The sequence below is a fragment of the Candidatus Hydrogenedentota bacterium genome (assembly GCA_035416745.1).
Taxonomy (GTDB): Bacteria; Hydrogenedentota; Hydrogenedentia; order Hydrogenedentales; family SLHB01; genus UBA2224.
Window position 1 is genome coordinate 99,320 of record DAOLNV010000008.1, and the last position, 16,876, is coordinate 116,195.

The following is a 16,876-nucleotide window of genomic DNA, read 5'->3' on the forward strand; positions in this document are numbered from 1 at the left end:
GCTCACAGCGGCAGAATGCAACATCATACCAGATGTGGCGGGCAAGGAGACACCGAGCGCGGACGTAAGCATGAAGCTTCTTGCCACAGGTTCCGCGATACATCCGTGCTCGCAGTGAAGGCGGACTCGATACTTGCCGGCGAGAGTCTTAGAATAGACGCGGAAGGAAGCCAGCGTGCTGTCCGCGTTTCGCGTTTGAGGCGCGGCGCCGGACCAGACGGGTAGCGGAAGAAAGACATGATTCTCAGGTTTGTGAGCCTTTTGGGCCTTTTCGTGATGCTGTTGCTGGCGTGGGCGTTGTCCGAACGGCGGCGGGAGGCGCCCTGGCGTCTTGTGTTGTGGGGCACCGGGCTGCAGTTCGTCATCGGGGCGGTGATGCTGCCTGCGGGGGCGAAGGGCGTTGCGTTCGCCTGGGCCGGGAAGGTGACCGACGTGCTGGCCGCGGCGTCGCTCGAAGGGGCGGGATTCGTGTTCGGCGAGCTGGCCAAGGACCCCTCTTACAACGCGCTGCTCGCGTTTCAGGCGTTGCCCGTCATCATTTTCGTGTCGGCGCTCTCGGGCGTTCTGTACCACTTCCACATCATCCAGGGGGCGGTGCGGATCGCGACATGGCTTATGCGCCGCACACTGAAGACGTCCGGCGCGGAAACCCTTGGCACGGCCTTGCTGGTCCTGATGGGCATCGAGGCCATGGCAACCATCCGCCAGTACATAAAGGATATGACGCGGTCCGAGCTGTGCACCGTCATGACCGCGTTTATGGCGACCATTGCGGGGAGCGTCATGGTGGTGTATGCCGGATTCGGCGCGGAGCCGGGCCACCTGTTGACGGCTTCCCTGATGAGCGCGCCAGCCGCCATCGTGGTCTCGAAGCTCATGGTTCCCGAGACCGAACAGCCGGCGACCGCAGGCTATGTGCGCGTGCAAATGCCCGTCGAAACCCACAATTTCGTGGACGCGGCGGCCCAGGGGACGTCGCTGGGCCTGTCCCTCGCATTGAATGTGGGGGCGATGCTGATTGCGTTCCTGGGATTGGTCTATCTGGCGGATCTGCTGCTTGGCGCGGTCGCGGGCGTCAGCTTCAAGGAGGTCGTGGGCTGGCTATTTCAGCCTTTCGCGGTGGTGATGGGGGCGCCGCTGTCCGATGCGAAAACGCTCGGTCAATTGCTGGGAACAAAGACGGTTCTCAACGAGTTTATCGCATATATGCAACTCGAGAGCGCGGAGGGTTTGAGCGAACGGGGGCGAATGATTGCCACCTACGCCCTCTGCGGTTTCGCGAATCCGGGCAGTTTAGGTATTTTGATAGCGGGAATGACCAGTCTCGCCCCGGAACGCCGGAAAGACATCGTTGAACTGGGATTTCGGGCGTTTGCCGGCGGCACGTTGGCCTGTTTCATCACCGCATGCGTGGCCGGAGTGCTCCTCTATGACTGAGAGCGTGATTCCACGAGTACTGACCATTGCCGGGAGCGACAGCGGGGGGGGCGCGGGGATCGAAGCCGATCTCAAGACGTTTACCGCCCTGCGGGTATTCGGGATGGCGGCCATTACGTCGGTCACGGCCCAGAACACCCTCGGCGTGACCGGGGTGCACGATCTGCCGCCCGAGTTTGTCGCGGAGCAAATTGACGACGTCGCCCAGGACATCGGCGTCGATGCGGCCAAGACGGGCATGTTGTCCAGCGCCGCGATTGCCGAAGCCGTGGCGGACAGCGTGGCCCGGAACAAGATCGCCAAACTGGTGGTCGATCCCGTGATGGTAGCCAAGAGCGGGGACCCTCTGTTGCGGGAATCGGCACAGCAGGCCGTGCGCGAACGGATCCTGCCGCTGGCCTACGTTGTAACGCCCAATGTGCCCGAAGCGGAAGTGCTGGCCGGGGCGCCGATAGCCAGCCCGGAGGCCGTCGAAGAAGCGGCAAGGAGGATTCACGGTCTGGGCGCCCGGTTCGTGCTGGTCAAAGGCGGCCACATGGCGGGCAGCGAAGCCGTTGACTATCTTTTCGATGGAGAGACCGTCACGACCTTCTCGGCGCGGCGTATCCCCACGAAGAACACCCACGGTACGGGATGCACCTACTCGGCAGCCATCGCGGCGTATCTCGCCAAAGGACGCCCGGTCACCGAGGCGGTGCGGCTGGCAAAAGACTACCTTTCCGGGGCGATAAAACACAGCTTTCCGCTCGGGTCGGGCCATGGCCCGCTCAATCATTTCTGGCAGGCGAACGGATAGAGTTTCCGCTCGCGACCCGGAGACAGGGCTCGGGACAGAGCGAACGTCTCGCGAGGCAAGGCCGCCTGGTCTGTTCCGGCCGTTTCCTCAGACAGCAGAAGCTCCCGGCATCTCGGGTGCGCCCGTGCGGGGAGTTGCTCCGGTTCGAACGGCGCGCTACACTTGCCGGGCAGGCGAAAATGGGCAACGAGAAAGAGGGACTTGTCATGAAGATTCACGGGCTGTTTCTCCATGCCGTCGTGTGGGGGATTTGTCTGGTGGCCGCCGCTACGGCGGCTGTTGCCGCGGAAGAAGAAAAGGCCGAAGAAAAATGGGTCAGCCTTTTCAACGGCAAGAACCTTGACGGATGGACTCCGAAAATCGCCAAGCACGAGTGCGGCGACAACTTTGCCAACACGTTCCGGGTGGAAGACGGCGTCCTCAAGGTAGGCTACGACGGATACGGGCAGTTCGACGGGCAGTTCGGCCATTTGTTCTATAAAGACCCATTCTCGAGCTACCGGTTGCGGGTAGAGTACCGGTTTGTGGGCGAACAGGCTCCGGGTGGGGCCGACTGGGCTTGGCGCAACAGCGGCATCATGATCCACGGCCAAACGCCCCAAAGCATGGCCAAGGACCAGAGTTTCCCGGTCTCGATCGAAGTGCAGCTGCTCGGTGGCAGGGGCTCGGGCGAGCGGACCACCGGCAATCTGTGCACGCCCGGCACGCACGTCGTGATTGACGGCAAGCTCGAGAAGAAACACTGCATCAACTCAACGTCCAAGACCTACGACGGCGATCAGTGGGTGACCGCCGAGGTCGAGGTGCGCGGCAACACCATAAAGCACATCATCAACGGCGAAACGGTCCTCACGTACACCGACCCGCAATTGGATGACGGCGATGCGGACGCCAGGAAGCTCCTCGATGCGGGACAGAACAAGATGCTCACGGGCGGCACGATCTCATTGCAGTCCGAAAGCCATCCCATCGAATTCCGCAAGGTGGAAATCCTTAAACTCGACAAATGAGGCTCTTGGCGGAACGGCTTCCGGACGACCGCGAACCACCGGCATTCCCCGGCGTGACTGCGTCCTAAGGCTTGGAGATAGGGAACGGGCGCGCGCCGAAACGGCACGATGAGCGTCTGCAACAGGCTTTCGAAGCGTCGTGCTGAACGATGCGGTTGCGTTCCTCAAGAACTGTCGGGAATGGAGCGAAATGCGTACTAACCGTTACCTGCCAAAGGCAGTCTTCATGCTGCTGTTCACCTGGGCAACAGCCAGCCCGGTTCTCGGAGCTTCCCCCGGCAACGCGCCGCTCGGCAATTCCGACGGCCTCGAGGCAGCGGAACAGCCGGTGCGCGTCACCGTGACGCCCGAGGAACTCGTTTCCGAGCCCATCAACCCGATGATCTACGGCAATTTCATCGAGAGCGGATTCGGCCGCCAGGTGGACGGCATGTGGTCGGAGATGTTGTTCAATCGCAGCTTCGAGGAGGTTACGCCTCTCAAGGAGTCTGTTTGGGGATGGCTGAACCGCAAGCCCGAAGACGACCTCGCCGCCGAGGACTGGTGGCACTCGGGTTACGAGGAGCCCCAATGGTACGTCGCTCCCGGCAATCCCGAGGCCCATTTGAACTACTCGGAGTACTGGGACTTCCATCACGGTTTGCGCGCCGCCAGTCTCAACAACCGCAACAATACCTCCAAGGCGACGCTCGCGCAGGACGGCCTCTGCCTGCGCCCGGGCATTACCTACCGTTTCAGCGGCTACCTGCGGCATGGCGAGATTGCGGACCGGGACGTGCCGCCCATAGACGTCACCGTGGGCTTGTACAAAGAGGCGCAGACCGGCGACTCGCTTGTCAGCGGGACCCTTCGCGGCGTCGCAGGCCCGTGGCAGCGTTATGAATGCGAGTTGGCCAACGGCGGTTTCGAGGGCAGGGCCACGTTGGGGATTACGGTCCCGCCCGGCGCGAACGTCTCTCTGGATGGACTCTCGTTGATGCCGCTGGACCACGTGCACGGCTGGCGCCGGGACGTGGCCGGGGCGCTCAAGCAGGTGCGCCCGCGCATCCTGCGCTGGCCCGGCGGCTGTTTTGCCTCGTTCTACCACTGGCGTGACGGTATTGGCCCCGCGCACGAGCGCCGTCCCCGCGAAAGCACCTACTGGGGCGGACTGGAAAACAACGATGTCGGCACCGCCGAATTCGTATCCCTCTGCCGCGAGATCGGCGCCGAGCCGTTCATCTGCGCCAACGTCATGACAGGCAGTCCTGCCGAAGCCGCGGAATGGGTCGCCTATTGCAACGCTTCCGCCGAACATCCCATGGGCGCGCTGCGCGCACAACAGGGCTACCCCGAACCGTTCGGCGTCACCTATTGGGAACTCGACAACGAGACCTATCGAGAATACGGCGCGCTCGAGTATGCCCAGCGCTGCGCCGAATTCGCCCAGGCCATGAAGGCCGCCGGCCCCGGCATCAAACTCGTCATGGTCGGATATTGGCGGTTTCATGCGTTTCTGCCCGAAATGCTCGAGATCGCCGGGCCCCATATCGACTTCGTAACCGACCGCGAACTCGACGAGGGCTATCTGCGCGGCGTTCTCGAAACCCTGCGCGCCTACAACGCCAAATCCGGACGCAACATCCGGTTGTGCAACACCGAATGGCTGGCCCCGAGCGAAGACGTGCCGGTTGTCCTGGACACCGCTGAACAGGCTTCCGGCGGCTTGAAAGCCACGCTCCAGAACCGGCAAATCCGCTGGCGGTACGCCATGAACGCCGCGAAGCAGCTTCTCGTGTTTCAACGCCTGGGCGGGGAGTTCGTCTTCGCCAACTTCAACAATCTTGCGAATACCTGGGGGCAGAACGTGATCGAATGCCCGAAAGAAGGCTGTTACCTGTCCGCGACGGGAAGGGTATTCGAATTGTTCTCGGCGTGTCCCGCCGCGTGGCCTCTCCGGCTCGAAAGCGGCGTCGCGGATTCCGGCGTCGTGACGCAGGCCGCGTGGGACGCCCCGCGCGAGCGGTTAATCCTCATCGCGCTCAACTACCGGCGCGAAAAAACCGAGATTCGCTGGGACCTGTCTCAACTGCCCATCGACGCTGCCGGGGCGACCGTCACGGTGCTTTCCGCGCCTTCCGCCGCATCGTTCAATACCCTCGAGAACCCCGACGCCGTTGAAAAGAGCGAGAAGAAGGCCAAGCTTGCAGGACACACCATGTCCTTCACTCTGCCTCCAAACAGCGTAGTGATGGCGGTGATAGGATGAGGGACGCCGCCCAGACAGGGGATCGGGCGCCGCATTCGGCGGCCCCGAGGCGCATTTTCTGGAAAGTCTTATGGAGGGCCCTGTTCGCTATGCTTGTTCTCAGTCAGGCGGCCTGCGCGGAGCCCATACCCGATATCCGAAGCGTGGAACCCGATTTGACGGTTCCCGAGATGACCGAAGGAGCTGCGGCACCGGGGTCCCGGGTCAAACAGACGGCGCCGGGCTACGAAAACACGCAGGTGTATCACGCGCTGTTCCTGCCAATCGATTGGAAACCCGATGCGCGGTATCCGGTAATTGTCGAGTACGCCGGAAACAAGTACGGGCCCGACGGGCACGGCGACATTTGTACGGGCCGGGTCGAGGACAGCAAACTCGGGTACGGCATCTCGGGCGGCAAGGGGTTCATCTGGGTCTGCATGCCTTACCTGAACGGCAGCGGGACCGCGAACGTTTCCACGTGGTGGGGGGACGAAGGGGAGTACCAGGTCCGGCCGACGATTGACTACTGCAAGACGGCCGTCCGTTTCATCTGCCAAGAGTACGGGGGAGACGCGGACGCGGTTATCCTGGCAGGTTTCTCGCGCGGCTCGATCGCCTGCAACTACATCGGATTGCACGACGACGAAATTGCGCGGTTGTGGCGTGCCTTCATTCCTTACGCCAACTACGACGGCCTGTACACCTCATGGCCGTATCCCGATTGCGGCCGCGCCTCCGCCCGGGAGCGCCTCAAACGCCTCAACGGGCGGCCTCAGTTCATCTGTCAGGAAATCCTTCCGGACAACAGGGCGTCCATCAGTCTCGGGGCAATTCAGGAGATGATAGACTCTTTTGGAGTGGAAGCCCCCTTCACCTTCACTCCGACCGGCTTCCGCAATCACAACGACGCCTGGATTCTCCGGCCCAGCCCCGCCCGTGACGCCCTGCGCGCATGGGTGAGGTCGTGTCTGGAGAAGCGGAAGCCGTAGCGCTCTCGCGGCCCGAAAGTCTCGCTCTAACTGCGCAAGAGAACATCACGATGTCGAAGAGGCCAAGACATCGGCCTCCCGCTTTCCGTTCTGCCGGAACTCCCAGACCGTGCCGATATACGTGAAAACATAGCCGAGCACGACGATAAGGAGCCCATAACTCGCGTAGCGGATGCTGTCGTACACCAGGAACGCCATGAGTGCGACACCCGCGGCCAGCAGCGCCAACATGGTCCCGCGGCGCGCTTTGGCGTCCGCGGGAATGGATAGAAATGGCAGCGCAGCCGCTCCCGCCGCCAGGAGGAGAATTGTCCAGCCGAGCCCGTTCCGGATGTCCGGGCCAGAGTAAGTGAACGTATGGTTCGTGTTTTCCAGCATGTTTCCCTGGAACTGTTCCCAGGTCTGGCGCAGGGGCACGGGCAACGTGTCCGGCAAGATGGCGTTCAACTCGAACGAAAACCAGGGCAGAAAGAAGCCGACGAGCACGATGAACGCCCCGACGGCGAGCATGGTACGCGAACGCGCCGCGCCGGGTGAGAGGCCCGAACGCGACGGCGCCGGTTCGCCAAGGGCATAGAGCAGTTCCGCGCTTTCCTCGACACTTATTTTGCCTTCCTGCAGCATGGTCAGCACGCGCCGGCGCTCTTCACCCAGTTGTGCATCCCGCGCACCCGCCCTGAGCGGCTGGGGGGACATCGGCCCGCCAAGGGTAATAGCTGGAAAGAGCAGCAGCGCGCCGAATCCGCCCAGCAGTAGCAGCCAGAACGAATACGCGAGGCCCAGCCACCCAAACAGGGCCATCAAGATTACCCAGGACACGTGGCGCGGACTGAGCCACGCGCGTATCCCCTCGACGCCGCCCGCCCGTTCCGGGCCGGTCAACAGGCGGCCGGTCCATTTAAGATAGAGATGGATGAGAAAGGGCAGGGCCACGAAGGCGAAGAGCACGGTGCAGGGCACGGCCAACAAGCTGCGAAGCGCCTGCATCGTCGCTTCAGGAGAGTCCGTCAGAGTGCGTGGCAGACCATGAACAATGGCGTCCAATGGCATGGCCAGCTCTACACCCCGCCAGAATGCCGTAGCGCCTGCGGCCAGGGTAATCGCCAGAGTGAGCAACGCCGTATGGTGGAGGCGGAGCTTCCAACGCCGCCAGTTCGTGAAGAAATTCAGAATGCCCAGCAGGCCGGACCACGCCGTCACCACAGCAGCAAGCCCCAGGTAGAATACCTCGCTCACACGGACCACCTGTTCCATCATGACCTCCCTCGCAAAAGCCGCACCGCCTCTTTTGCCGTGATCTCCCCGCGCTCCAACCGCTCCAGCACCTGATTCCGGTCAAGGGGCTCCAGGACGCTGGCGAGTATCTCATTCACCAGCTCCAACCGCTTGCAGACCGTCGGATAGGAGATCCCTAAAGCCTTCTCCGCTTCGCGAATGTTGCCCCTGCACCGCAGAAACACCTGCACGAAGTGCTGAAGGTCTTCCGGCAGCGCGAAGAAGGGGGGGATCCCCAGTTGCGTGTCAATGGTCGTGCCGCACTCCGAGCAGCGCAACCGGGCGATTCCCATCGCACTATCGCAAACCGGACACTGTGAGACGATTCTTTTAGGCATTATGTTCTCCAAGCTCCTAATAATTTACTTATAGATCAAAGATTTTAATATGTCAATTGAAATTTTTAACATAGGTTTGCTCTTGCCATGGCTGCGATGGGCTTTCTTGGTGAAAACCGCGCCCGGACATCGTGTATAATCGGGGCGGTTTGGATCGTGCGTTTGCAACCGTCCAGGAGGACCCGTATGCCGGGACAGCGCAAAGACATGAGTCGTAGAGACTTCGTAGGTACCGTGTCGCGGATGGCTGCGCTCGGCGGGGGCCTGTATTTGATGGGCGATGCGGCGGCACATACGCAAGCCGAAGTTGCGCTTCAAAAATGGAGTGCGGCGTGGCGGCCCGAGCCGCCCAAGCGTCTGTCTGACCTGACGCACGAGCTGGCCGCACGGGCGCTCGGCGGTGAACATGGCCGCTCGATGGTCAAGACGGATTTCGCCCTCGACGAAAGCGCCGTGGCCGCGTTGTCGCCGGACCTTCGCTATGCCAAGGCTTGTCAACTGGTCGCCGAACGGGCTCCTCTTCGCATCCTTCCCGGCGAGAAAGTAGTGGGCTCAGCGACATTGATCGAGGCAGCCGCTCATCAAACCCCTGCGGCGGGCATCTCGAGCATCAGCCATACCACGCTGGGATTCGACCGCGTGTTGCAAGAAGGCTACGGGGGACTCCGGAAACGCATTGAAGAGCGTCTGGCCCGGGGCGGTTTCGAAAACCAATATGCGGCGCCCGCGTATCTCGCCGAGGATTCTCCCGGCAAGGTATTTCGCACCAGCGGCAACGCCGCTCACTGGGCCTCGGCGGCGCCCCGCGCCGAATACGACACACCGCCCCTCACGGTCGAGTGCCGCGCCAGGATCAATTCCAAAGACGGTTTCAACGTGCTCGTGTTGAATCGCAACAAGGACAGCAGCCGGCACTGGGAGATTTATTCGTATGCTGGCACGGGCTGTTTCAGCGCTTACTTGCCGGGCTATGCCCCCGCCGAGGTGAAATCCGGCCGGTTCATCGCCGACGGCCAATGGCATCATCTCGCCATGACGTTCGACGGTGTACGCGTCGCGCTGTTTGTCGACGGAGAACAAGTCGCGTCGGAAGCGGTTCAGGCGAAAGAAGCGCCGGACGCTGGTGAGGGCGCGTTGTACTTTGGCGCCTACCCTCCCCATAGCATCGGATGCGACGGGGCCATCGCGGAAGTGCGCATCTCGAACGCCATTCGCGACATCGCCCCGGGCGGCGCGCCCTTGGAGGCCGAGCCGCATACCGCCGGCCTGTGGCGTGTGGGCGAAGCGGACGGCAAGCCCGCTCTCGCCGACGCGTCGCGCTTTAACAACACCGCCAGTTTCAGCCCGGGCCCGCGCACCAGCGAAGACCTGCTCACGTCGATGCTGATGTGCCTCGACGCGGCGTCGGCATGGCATCAGCGGTACATGGACGAGTTGACCCGTCTTGCCGAGACCTCGACGGGCGAAGAGCGGCAAAACTATCTCGAAGTGCGCGAAACCCTGCGCCGCGTCCCTGAGAACCCGCCCCAGACCTTCCGCGAAGCCGTCCAGTCGCTGTGGTTCATGTACGCGTTCCAGCGGCTTATGGGCACGTGGTCGGGAATTGGGCGCATTGACGCCATGCTGGGACCCTATTTGGAACGCGACCTCGCTGAGGGGCGCATCGCGCTCGATGAAGCGCGCGAGTTGCTGGCCCATTTCTGGATCAAGGGCTGCGAGTGGATTGGCGCGTTTGACACCCGCGGGTCCGGCGACGCCCAGCATTACCAGAATATCGTGTTGAGCGGCATCGGTCCCGACGGAAAGGACGTCACTAACGCCGTCACCTACCTTGTGCTCGACGTGGTCGAGGAACTGCATATCAGCGATTTCCCGATCGCCGTCCGGCTCAACAGCACCTCGCCCGAGCAGTTGTTGCGCCGCATGGCGGAGGTCCAGCGGCACGGGGGCGGCATCGTGGCGGCCTACAACGAAGAGGTCGCCATCGAAGGGCTGGTCAAATTCGGCTACCCGCTCGAAGAGGCCCGCGCATTCGCCAACGACGGCTGCTGGGAGACCATCATCCCCGGGAAGACGTGCTTCATCTACCGTCCTTTTGACGGGCTGTCCATCCTGCAGGATGCGCTCGCCCTGCGCGGCCGCGAGCCCGTGGATTATCCGGATTTCGAGGCCCTGTATGCCGCCTGCCTCGAGCGGTTGGCGCGGGCCATCGACGAACACCACCGCGCGGCCGACGGCTGGGCCCTGAACGGCATGCCCACGCCGCTCGTGTCGATGTTCGTCGACGGGTGCGTCGAGAAAGGCCGCTCGTACCACGACCGCGGCGCCACGTACACCGTGTTTGCGGCGCACATCGGCCGCCTGGCCAACGTCGCCAACAGCCTGCTTGTAATCAAGAAGCTGGTTTATGAAGACAACTATCTCACGTTGCCGGAGTTTCTGGATGTCGTGCGCAACGATTGGGAGGGTCAGGAGAACCTTCGCCAGCTGGTGCTGAACCGCTCCACCTTCTACGGCAATGACGATGACGAAGCCGACGCGATGGCGGTCCGCGTGTTCAACGACTACACGGACCTTGTGGCGCGCGTCCGGGAGCGCAACGGCGTGCTGCGCCCGGCGGGGATCAGCACGTTCGGCCGCGAGATCGAGTGGCGCAATACAGGCTCTTCGCCCGACGGGCACCGCTGCGGCGAACTGCTGGCCACGAACTGCTCGCCGTCACCCGGTACGGACAAGCAAGGCCCCACGGCCGTACTCAGGTCCTACTGCAAACTGGATTTCACGCGCAGTCCCAACGGCGCCACGGTGGAACTCAAGATCCATCCCGAAAGCGTGAAGGGCGAGAAAGGCGTCGACGCCATGGTTGCCCTCATGCGGACGTTTGTGAGCCTGGGCGGCTGGTTCATGCACACCGACGTGGTGGACTCGGCCATGCTCCTCGACGCCCAGCGCCATCCGGAGAAATACCCCAACCTGTCCGTGCGCATCGCCGGCTGGTCCGCCCGTTTCGCCACCCTGACCAAAGACTGGCAGGACATGGTCATTAACCGCACCCAGCAGATTGTTTAGAGCGGCATTCTTCCGCGGGCTGTGTGCCGAGCTTGCTCGGGGCTACCCCAGGAAACGTTCCAAAGCTCGTTACAGTAGCGTTCAACGCGGTTCCTGTTCTGGGCAATTTCCATGAAGGGGGAGTGATTGTGTTGAACTTCCCGTGCGACTTGCTCACAATCTTCGGCGGCAGCGAACGAGGGCCAGGAGCCGAAGCATGAAGATTACGAAGGTGGAAGCGTTTCCCGTGCCGCCTCGATGGGTGTTCTGCAAGGTCGACACCGACGAAGGCATTGCGGGATGGGGCGAGTGCACGCTGGAGGGTCATGCCGCTACCCAGGTGGCTGCCGTAAGCGAACTAGCCCGTATCCTGGTCGGCGAAGACCCGGCACGCATCGAGTTTCTGTGGCAAAGCATGTACCGGGCCGGATTCTACCGGGGCGGCCCCGTTCTCATGAGCGCCCTCAGCGGCGTCGATATGGCCTTGTGGGACATCTTCGGCAAGATGCAGGGGCTGCCAGCATACAAGCTCCTCGGCGGCGCTTGCCGGACCAAAGTCCGCGTTTACGGGGGCTGCGGCGGAAATGATCCCGCCGAAATCCGCGAATCCGCCCGTGCCTGCGTCGAGCGCGGTTTCACTGCCATGAAGTTCTGTCCCGTGGATGCCACCGAGACCGTGGACGGGCTGGATGTGTTGAAAAAGGCCGAGGCGCGCGTGGCGGCGGCGCGCGAAGGAGCGGGCGACGCCGATATTGGTCTTGATTTCCACGGCCGGATCGCGCCGCCTGTGGCCATTGCTCTCGCCGATGTGCTTACGCCTCTGAGACCGTTCTTCATCGAGGAGCCGGTACAATGCGAAAACGTCGACGCGCTTCTCGATGTGAAGCGCTCGACCTCAATCCCGATAGCAACCGGCGAGCGGCTCTATGGGCGGCATGGCTTTCGCGAGGTGATTGAAAAGCGGGCCGCGGCCATTCTTCAGCCCGACCTGGCTCATGCGGGCGGCCTCACCGAAGTGAAGAAGATCGCCGCCATGGCGGATGCGCACTATATGGCCATTGCGCCGCATTGTCCTTTGGGGCCCGTCGCCCTGGCGGCCTGCGTTCATTTCGCACTCAGTACGCCGAATTTCCTTATTCAGGAACACGGTTCGCTTGGCGAGGGGTATTTGAAGGCGCCGTTGACGGTAAAGAACGGCCATGTGTTCCTGCCTGACGCGCCGGGTCTGAGCATTGAGGTCGACGAGAGAGCCGTCCGGGCCATGCCCTGGAAGGATTGGGATACCCCCCGGCTGTTTCACGAAGACGGCTCGGTGGCTGACTGGTAATTGGCGGGAGCCCGCGCATTCCTGGTATCGTTCTGGCGGAGCAACAGCAGGTGAACTCAAGCATGATTGGCATGAAGACGCGGACGCGCTGGTACCTTTCACCGTCGTCCGTGGTGTTTCTTGGCGGCGTCCTCGCAGCATTCCTGGTTGGGGGAGGGGCGCTTCCTGCGTCTGGTCAGATGACGCAAGAACTTCAAGAGTTGCTGTCCAACGCGAACGGTACCCGATCTGAAACGCCCCAGGAGCAGCCTGAGCCGCCCCTGAGCGAGCAAATCGACGCGTTGCGTAAGAAGCTCGATATTGCCCGCAGCCATTATGAAAGCGCCGAGGCCGTCACGGAGGCACAGGCTACACAGCAATTCGGGGTGGACGCGAAGGAGATCGAGGAACGCACGACGCTGCTCCGTGCCCTCTGTCAGGCCTATCAGCGCAACATCTCCGTGCTCGAGAAGCTGGTCGAGACACGCGAGTCCCGCGCCGACCTTGACGCACAGGTTGCGGCGTGGCAGGGGTTCAAGAATCCGCCCCCCTACAAAGTCGATTTCGTAGACGAGCTGCGCGACCAGGTGTTTCAAGAGGACGTGGTGATTCAAGCTGCGCGCGATCAGGGGATCATGATCGAGGAGTATCTTGGCAAACTGCGTGACCGGTTGGAGACAGCGGACCGGGAGTACAGGCAAGCAACGGAAGCCCTTGAAAACGCCTCCGGCTCTGGCGATCTCCGAGGAATCCAGTGGCAGGCCGACAAGACCCGCATCGCCAAGCTTGTCGCACAGGCAGGCCTGGATGCGTTCGACGACGAGGCCCGCGGGTTGCGGGAATCCATCGAGCACCATCAGGCGGTCCGGGCGTTCGCGCAAAAGAAACTTGGCGTCGCGATCCAGAACGCCCCATTCCTGCGGGAGGAACTCGACAAAAAGCTCGAGGATTTCGAACTGGCCCAGGGAAAGACCGATCAGGAGCTGGAAAAGGCCAAGGAGAGAAAGACGGCCGCCGACGATGTGCTGGCCAAGGCGCGTGAGGAGCTTCGGGCAGCCCGCGACGCGGTTCCTGCCGCAAACGAGCAGGAGGAGCAGAAACGCCAGGCGGACCTGGCCCGGCTCGAACGCCTTCTCGAGGTGCGTCAGGCGCAGGCCGAGACTGCCACGGCCGAGGTCGATGCCCTCCAAATGATGACGAGCATACGAAGCACGGAGTCCTCGCTGTGGCGGCAGCGCTACGAATTCGCGCACACCGAGGATTATGCCGAGCTTGATGGCGTGCGCCGCGTGATCACGGAGCGAATTCAGGGCATCGAAAGCTGGAAGAAATTCTTCGATTCGAACCTGCGCAAGACCGAAGCGCTCGTGGGTAATCTCGAGAGCCGGCTGGCGGCGTGGCGGCCGGAATTTGGCGACGAAGCCCTGGCGCGCGAAGAGCTGGCCTCCCTCGAGCGGCGCGAAGAGATGTTTCGGCGAGGCGTGGCGCAAATCAACGACATGGTCCGGTTGCTGCGGCACTGGCAGAGCGAGATCGAGGTGCACCAGCAGGAAACATCGAGGTGGGACGCGGCCGTCAGTATGGCCAGGGTTTTCCTCAAACGCTTGCGGAGCGTATGGACCTATCCGCTCTTCACGGTTCAGGAATCGTCCATCACGATCAACAAGATCATGATGGCCATGGTGATATTGCTGCTTGGCCTGTACCTCAGCAAGAAGATAGCGCGGCGGAGCCGGTCCGTCGTGCTCACCCGTTTTCGTGCCGACGAAGGATTCGCCGCATCGCTTGGAAAGGGCATCTATTACTGCCTCGTTGTGATCGTTCTGCTTCTCGTTCTCAGTACGGTGGAGATTCCTCTTACGGTCTTCGCGTTTTTCGGCGGGGCCTTGGCCATTGGCGTCGGTTTTGGCGCTCAGACCCTTATCAACAATTTCATCAGCGGCATCATTCTGCTCATCGAACGCCCCATCAAAGAGGGGGACATCGTCGATGTCGAGGGCGTTCGCGGCCGTGTTGTCAACATCGGCAGCCGGTGCTGCCAAGTGAAGCTGTTCGACGGGATTGATATCCTCGTGCCTAACAGCCTGTTCCTCGAACAGAAAGTTGTGAACTGGACCCTTTCCGATACCACGCTGCGGTTCTCCGTCAGAGTGGGCGTTGCCTACGGCTCGCCCACCCGCGAGGTGGCGCAACTGCTCGAAAAGGCGGTGGAAGAACACGGCAGAATTCTCAAGAATCCCGAACCAGTTGTCTTGTTTGAAGATTTCGGTGAAAGCACGTTGCTGTTTACGGTGTATTTCTGGCTCGAGGTAGGCGGGCCGATGGATTATCGGACTGTCTGCAGCGATATTCGTTTCCGGATTGACCGGTTGTTCCGCGAAGCCGGCATCGCGATCGCTTACCCCCAGCGTGATGTACACCTTGACACGCTGAGTCCGCTCCGAGTCTCTTTGGTCGAGCCGGAATCGGAGGGACACGAAAGGCCTGACAGGCCCCATTTGCCCGACGGCAAACCCCGGAGAGAGTGACGGCGGCCTGCTTCACCCGGTGCGGGGACCATGCATCTTTTGCCGCGGCCCGGGAAAATGCCGGCCGATAACGTGTGATGCACGCTATGCAGGACCCGGGAGACGTGCAGGTCTCATTCAACGCGCGGCACAGGCGTAACACATCAGGAATTCACGATGCCCGAATCGCCGCGGCGCGATCGAAGATCTCCTCGCGCGAGATTCCCGCCGCCCTGTACATGGCGAAGATATTGTCGTCCGGGGTTTCCGGCGGGACTGTGTGCGATGCGGCAAGAATGTATCCCCCGTCGCCGTCGGACATGGTTTCAATAAGGCTCGCGGTCGCGGCATAGACTTCATCGGCTTGAGCCGCGGGGAGCAGCCGTTGCGTGTCGACTCCGCCCATGAAAGCAAGGTCTTCGCCAAACTCGCGTTTCAGGTCCGACGGCGTCATTCCCGGGCAGTTACACTGAACGGGATTCAGGACGTCAATGCCGATCTCGATGAGGTCGGGGATAATGTCGCGCACGGCGCCGCACGAGTGGTAGGCGACGGGAAGGCCGTGCCGTATGCCTACGCGGACCACGCGCCCGAGGTGCGGTTTTATCATGGCGCGCCAGAGTTCCGGGCTCATCAGCATGCCGTGCTGGCCGGCCACGTCGTCGCCCGTCCACAGCCAGTCCAGCGGAAATCGCGCACACGCTTCCTCGGAGAGTCTTACGGCAAAATCCGCGCAGCGCCCCAGCATCGTCTCGGCAACATCGGTGTTGGCCACGAGGTCCACCATGGTCTGTTCCATGCCGCGAAGCCTCCAGTACATCTCGAATACACAGGGCGAGACGTCGCAGCCGATGAAAAAATCGTCCGCCTGCGCAGCTACCGGCCGCATGAATGCGAGCAGCGACTCGATGGATTCTTCCGGAAACACATATTTGAGCACATCTTCCGGCGTTTCTGCGGCCAGCGGGAAACGGGTGATCTGGTTGAACTCGCCCTGACGCGTCCACGTGATGCCCCAGTCGTCGGTGTGCGACTCGTTCTGATGCTCGTGCACCACGCCTTCCATCGCGTAGTTGTTGTTGACCCACGTTTGTCTGACGTCGTCTCCAAAGGCCTCCGCCACGGCCCCCGCCGGGATTTCGAGCAGCTTGCCAAGGCGCCTCGCGGTTGATGGATGAAACCACATGAAAACAGGCACGCGATCCGGCCCCCTTCGAGCCAATGCTTTCATTACGCGTTCTTTTCGCGGCGCCATGGCGAATCTCCCACGAAGCCACTGCCTCTGCATTCATCATGCCTTGCCGCCCGCGTCCGGTTCAACGGCCCCACTCCCGCCCGGGCAGCGGATTTCCGATTCCCAGACCCGGAATGATAGAATTGGGTGTTTTCAGACGGGTCAACCCAGTGGTTTTCAGATTGGCAATCGCTTAGTGGGAGGGTGTTTTGCCACATCCAGCGCTAATCATTTTTGATATAGACGGCACGCTACTTCAATCGCAGCTTGTGACCGTGCCGGCCATCCGTGAAGTACTGACTGCTTACGGTCTGACTCCGCCCAGTGAGGACGCGATTCGGGCGACGTTCGGCGCCCCTGTCAAGGAGTACGAGGCTTGGCTCGCACGGTTGTGTCCGCCCAAACGCGCCGCGCAAATTGTCGACGCCATCAATGAGAGAGAACAGGAACTCATTTCAACAACGGATGCTTTGTACCCGGGCGTTCTTGATGCGCTCGAAATTCTCAAACGAGCCGGTCACGCTCTTGCGACATGCACCAATGCTTCCGTTCCGTACCTGGCCCGGGTCCTGGATGGACACGGTCTCCGCAAGTTTTTCCAGGTCAACGCGTGCATAGGCCATGGATTTGCTCACAAGTCGGCCATGGTCCATCACATCATGAAGACCATCATGGTGCGTCCGGCGGTTGTCGTGGGAGACCGGCG

General features: G+C 61.9%; 12 protein-coding genes. 9 read left to right on the plus strand and 3 right to left on the minus strand.

Features of this window, described 5'->3' with window-relative positions; translation table 11 throughout:
* Window positions 1-237: 237 nt before the first annotated feature.
* The 5 genes from PLJ71_05030 to PLJ71_05050 all read left to right on the plus strand — a co-directional run bounded on the left by PLJ71_05030 (window position 238) and on the right by PLJ71_05050 (window position 6,462).
* The gene (locus PLJ71_05030; protein ID HQM48027.1) at window positions 238-1,437 is read left to right on the plus strand and encodes a nucleoside transporter C-terminal domain-containing protein; all 1,200 of its coding nucleotides are present in this window, start codon (window positions 238-240) and stop codon (window positions 1,435-1,437) included.
* The gene (thiD, locus tag PLJ71_05035) at window positions 1,430-2,233 is read left to right on the plus strand and encodes a bifunctional hydroxymethylpyrimidine kinase/phosphomethylpyrimidine kinase (protein ID HQM48028.1); all 804 of its coding nucleotides are present in this window, start codon (window positions 1,430-1,432) and stop codon (window positions 2,231-2,233) included. Before PLJ71_05030 ends, thiD begins: the two co-directional genes overlap by 8 nt.
* 206 nt (window positions 2,234-2,439) lie before the next feature.
* Window positions 2,440-3,243, plus strand: coding sequence for a DUF1080 domain-containing protein (locus tag PLJ71_05040; GenBank protein ID HQM48029.1), 804 nt, complete (start codon window positions 2,440-2,442; stop codon window positions 3,241-3,243).
* A gap of 190 nt (window positions 3,244-3,433) precedes the next feature.
* The gene (locus tag PLJ71_05045; GenBank protein ID HQM48030.1) at window positions 3,434-5,491 is read left to right on the plus strand and encodes an alpha-L-arabinofuranosidase C-terminal domain-containing protein; all 2,058 of its coding nucleotides are present in this window, start codon (window positions 3,434-3,436) and stop codon (window positions 5,489-5,491) included.
* Between the two features lie 89 nt (window positions 5,492-5,580).
* On the plus strand, window positions 5,581-6,462 hold the full coding sequence (locus PLJ71_05050; GenBank protein ID HQM48031.1) for a hypothetical protein: 882 nt from the start codon (window positions 5,581-5,583) through the stop codon (window positions 6,460-6,462).
* A 45-nt stretch (window positions 6,463-6,507) separates the two neighbouring features.
* Here PLJ71_05050 and PLJ71_05055 read toward each other — a convergent pair whose 3' ends face one another.
* Entirely contained in the window at window positions 6,508-7,719 is a 1,212-nt protein-coding gene (locus PLJ71_05055) for a hypothetical protein (protein ID HQM48032.1), read from the minus strand.
* Window positions 7,716-8,075 (minus strand): DUF2089 domain-containing protein, encoded by a 360-nt coding sequence (locus tag PLJ71_05060; protein ID HQM48033.1) that lies wholly within the window; start codon window positions 8,073-8,075, stop codon window positions 7,716-7,718. The genes PLJ71_05055 and PLJ71_05060 overlap by 4 nt, the downstream gene beginning before the upstream one ends.
* Before the next feature lie 186 nt (window positions 8,076-8,261).
* Between PLJ71_05060 and PLJ71_05065 the strand changes: the two genes are divergently transcribed.
* The 3 genes from PLJ71_05065 (at window position 8,262) to PLJ71_05075 (ending at window position 14,957) form a co-directional block, all read left to right on the plus strand.
* Window positions 8,262-11,144: a pyruvate formate lyase family protein gene (locus PLJ71_05065; protein HQM48034.1), complete on the plus strand. Its 2,883-nt coding sequence runs from the start codon at window positions 8,262-8,264 to the stop codon at window positions 11,142-11,144.
* A 196-nt stretch (window positions 11,145-11,340) separates the two neighbouring features.
* A complete protein-coding gene (gene dgoD, locus PLJ71_05070) occupies window positions 11,341-12,450 on the plus strand; it encodes a galactonate dehydratase (protein ID HQM48035.1) in 1,110 nt (369 codons plus the stop codon).
* A gap of 71 nt (window positions 12,451-12,521) precedes the next feature.
* Window positions 12,522-14,957, plus strand: coding sequence for a mechanosensitive ion channel (locus PLJ71_05075; protein ID HQM48036.1), 2,436 nt, complete (start codon window positions 12,522-12,524; stop codon window positions 14,955-14,957).
* 151 nt (window positions 14,958-15,108) lie between these two features.
* Here the strand turns inward: PLJ71_05075 and PLJ71_05080 are convergent, their stop codons facing one another.
* Window positions 15,109-16,191 (minus strand): uroporphyrinogen decarboxylase family protein, encoded by a 1,083-nt coding sequence (locus PLJ71_05080; GenBank protein HQM48037.1) that lies wholly within the window; start codon window positions 16,189-16,191, stop codon window positions 15,109-15,111.
* Between the two features lie 188 nt (window positions 16,192-16,379).
* On the opposite strand from PLJ71_05080, the gene PLJ71_05085 reads away from it, so the two are divergent.
* A partial coding sequence (locus PLJ71_05085) for an HAD family hydrolase (GenBank protein HQM48038.1) occupies window positions 16,380-16,876 on the plus strand: 497 nt, incomplete at its 3' end.

Excerpts from the sequence above, each read along its gene's own strand:
- PLJ71_05030 (HQM48027.1), top strand. The coding sequence starts at position 238 with ATGATTCTCAGGTTTGTGAGCCTTTTGGGCCTTTTCGTGATGCTGTTG.
- thiD (HQM48028.1), top strand. The coding sequence starts at position 1,430 with ATGACTGAGAGCGTGATTCCACGAGTACTGACCATTGCCGGGAGCGAC.
- PLJ71_05040 (HQM48029.1), top strand. The coding sequence starts at position 2,440 with ATGAAGATTCACGGGCTGTTTCTCCATGCCGTCGTGTGGGGGATTTGT.
- PLJ71_05045 (HQM48030.1), top strand. The coding sequence starts at position 3,434 with ATGCGTACTAACCGTTACCTGCCAAAGGCAGTCTTCATGCTGCTGTTC.
- PLJ71_05050 (HQM48031.1), top strand. The coding sequence starts at position 5,581 with ATGCTTGTTCTCAGTCAGGCGGCCTGCGCGGAGCCCATACCCGATATC.
- PLJ71_05055 (HQM48032.1), bottom strand. The coding sequence starts at position 7,719 with ATGATGGAACAGGTGGTCCGTGTGAGCGAGGTATTCTACCTGGGGCTT.
- PLJ71_05060 (HQM48033.1), bottom strand. The coding sequence starts at position 8,075 with ATGCCTAAAAGAATCGTCTCACAGTGTCCGGTTTGCGATAGTGCGATG.
- PLJ71_05065 (HQM48034.1), top strand. The coding sequence starts at position 8,262 with ATGCCGGGACAGCGCAAAGACATGAGTCGTAGAGACTTCGTAGGTACC.
- dgoD (HQM48035.1), top strand. The coding sequence starts at position 11,341 with ATGAAGATTACGAAGGTGGAAGCGTTTCCCGTGCCGCCTCGATGGGTG.
- PLJ71_05075 (HQM48036.1), top strand. The coding sequence starts at position 12,522 with ATGAAGACGCGGACGCGCTGGTACCTTTCACCGTCGTCCGTGGTGTTT.
- PLJ71_05080 (HQM48037.1), bottom strand. The coding sequence starts at position 16,191 with ATGGCGCCGCGAAAAGAACGCGTAATGAAAGCATTGGCTCGAAGGGGG.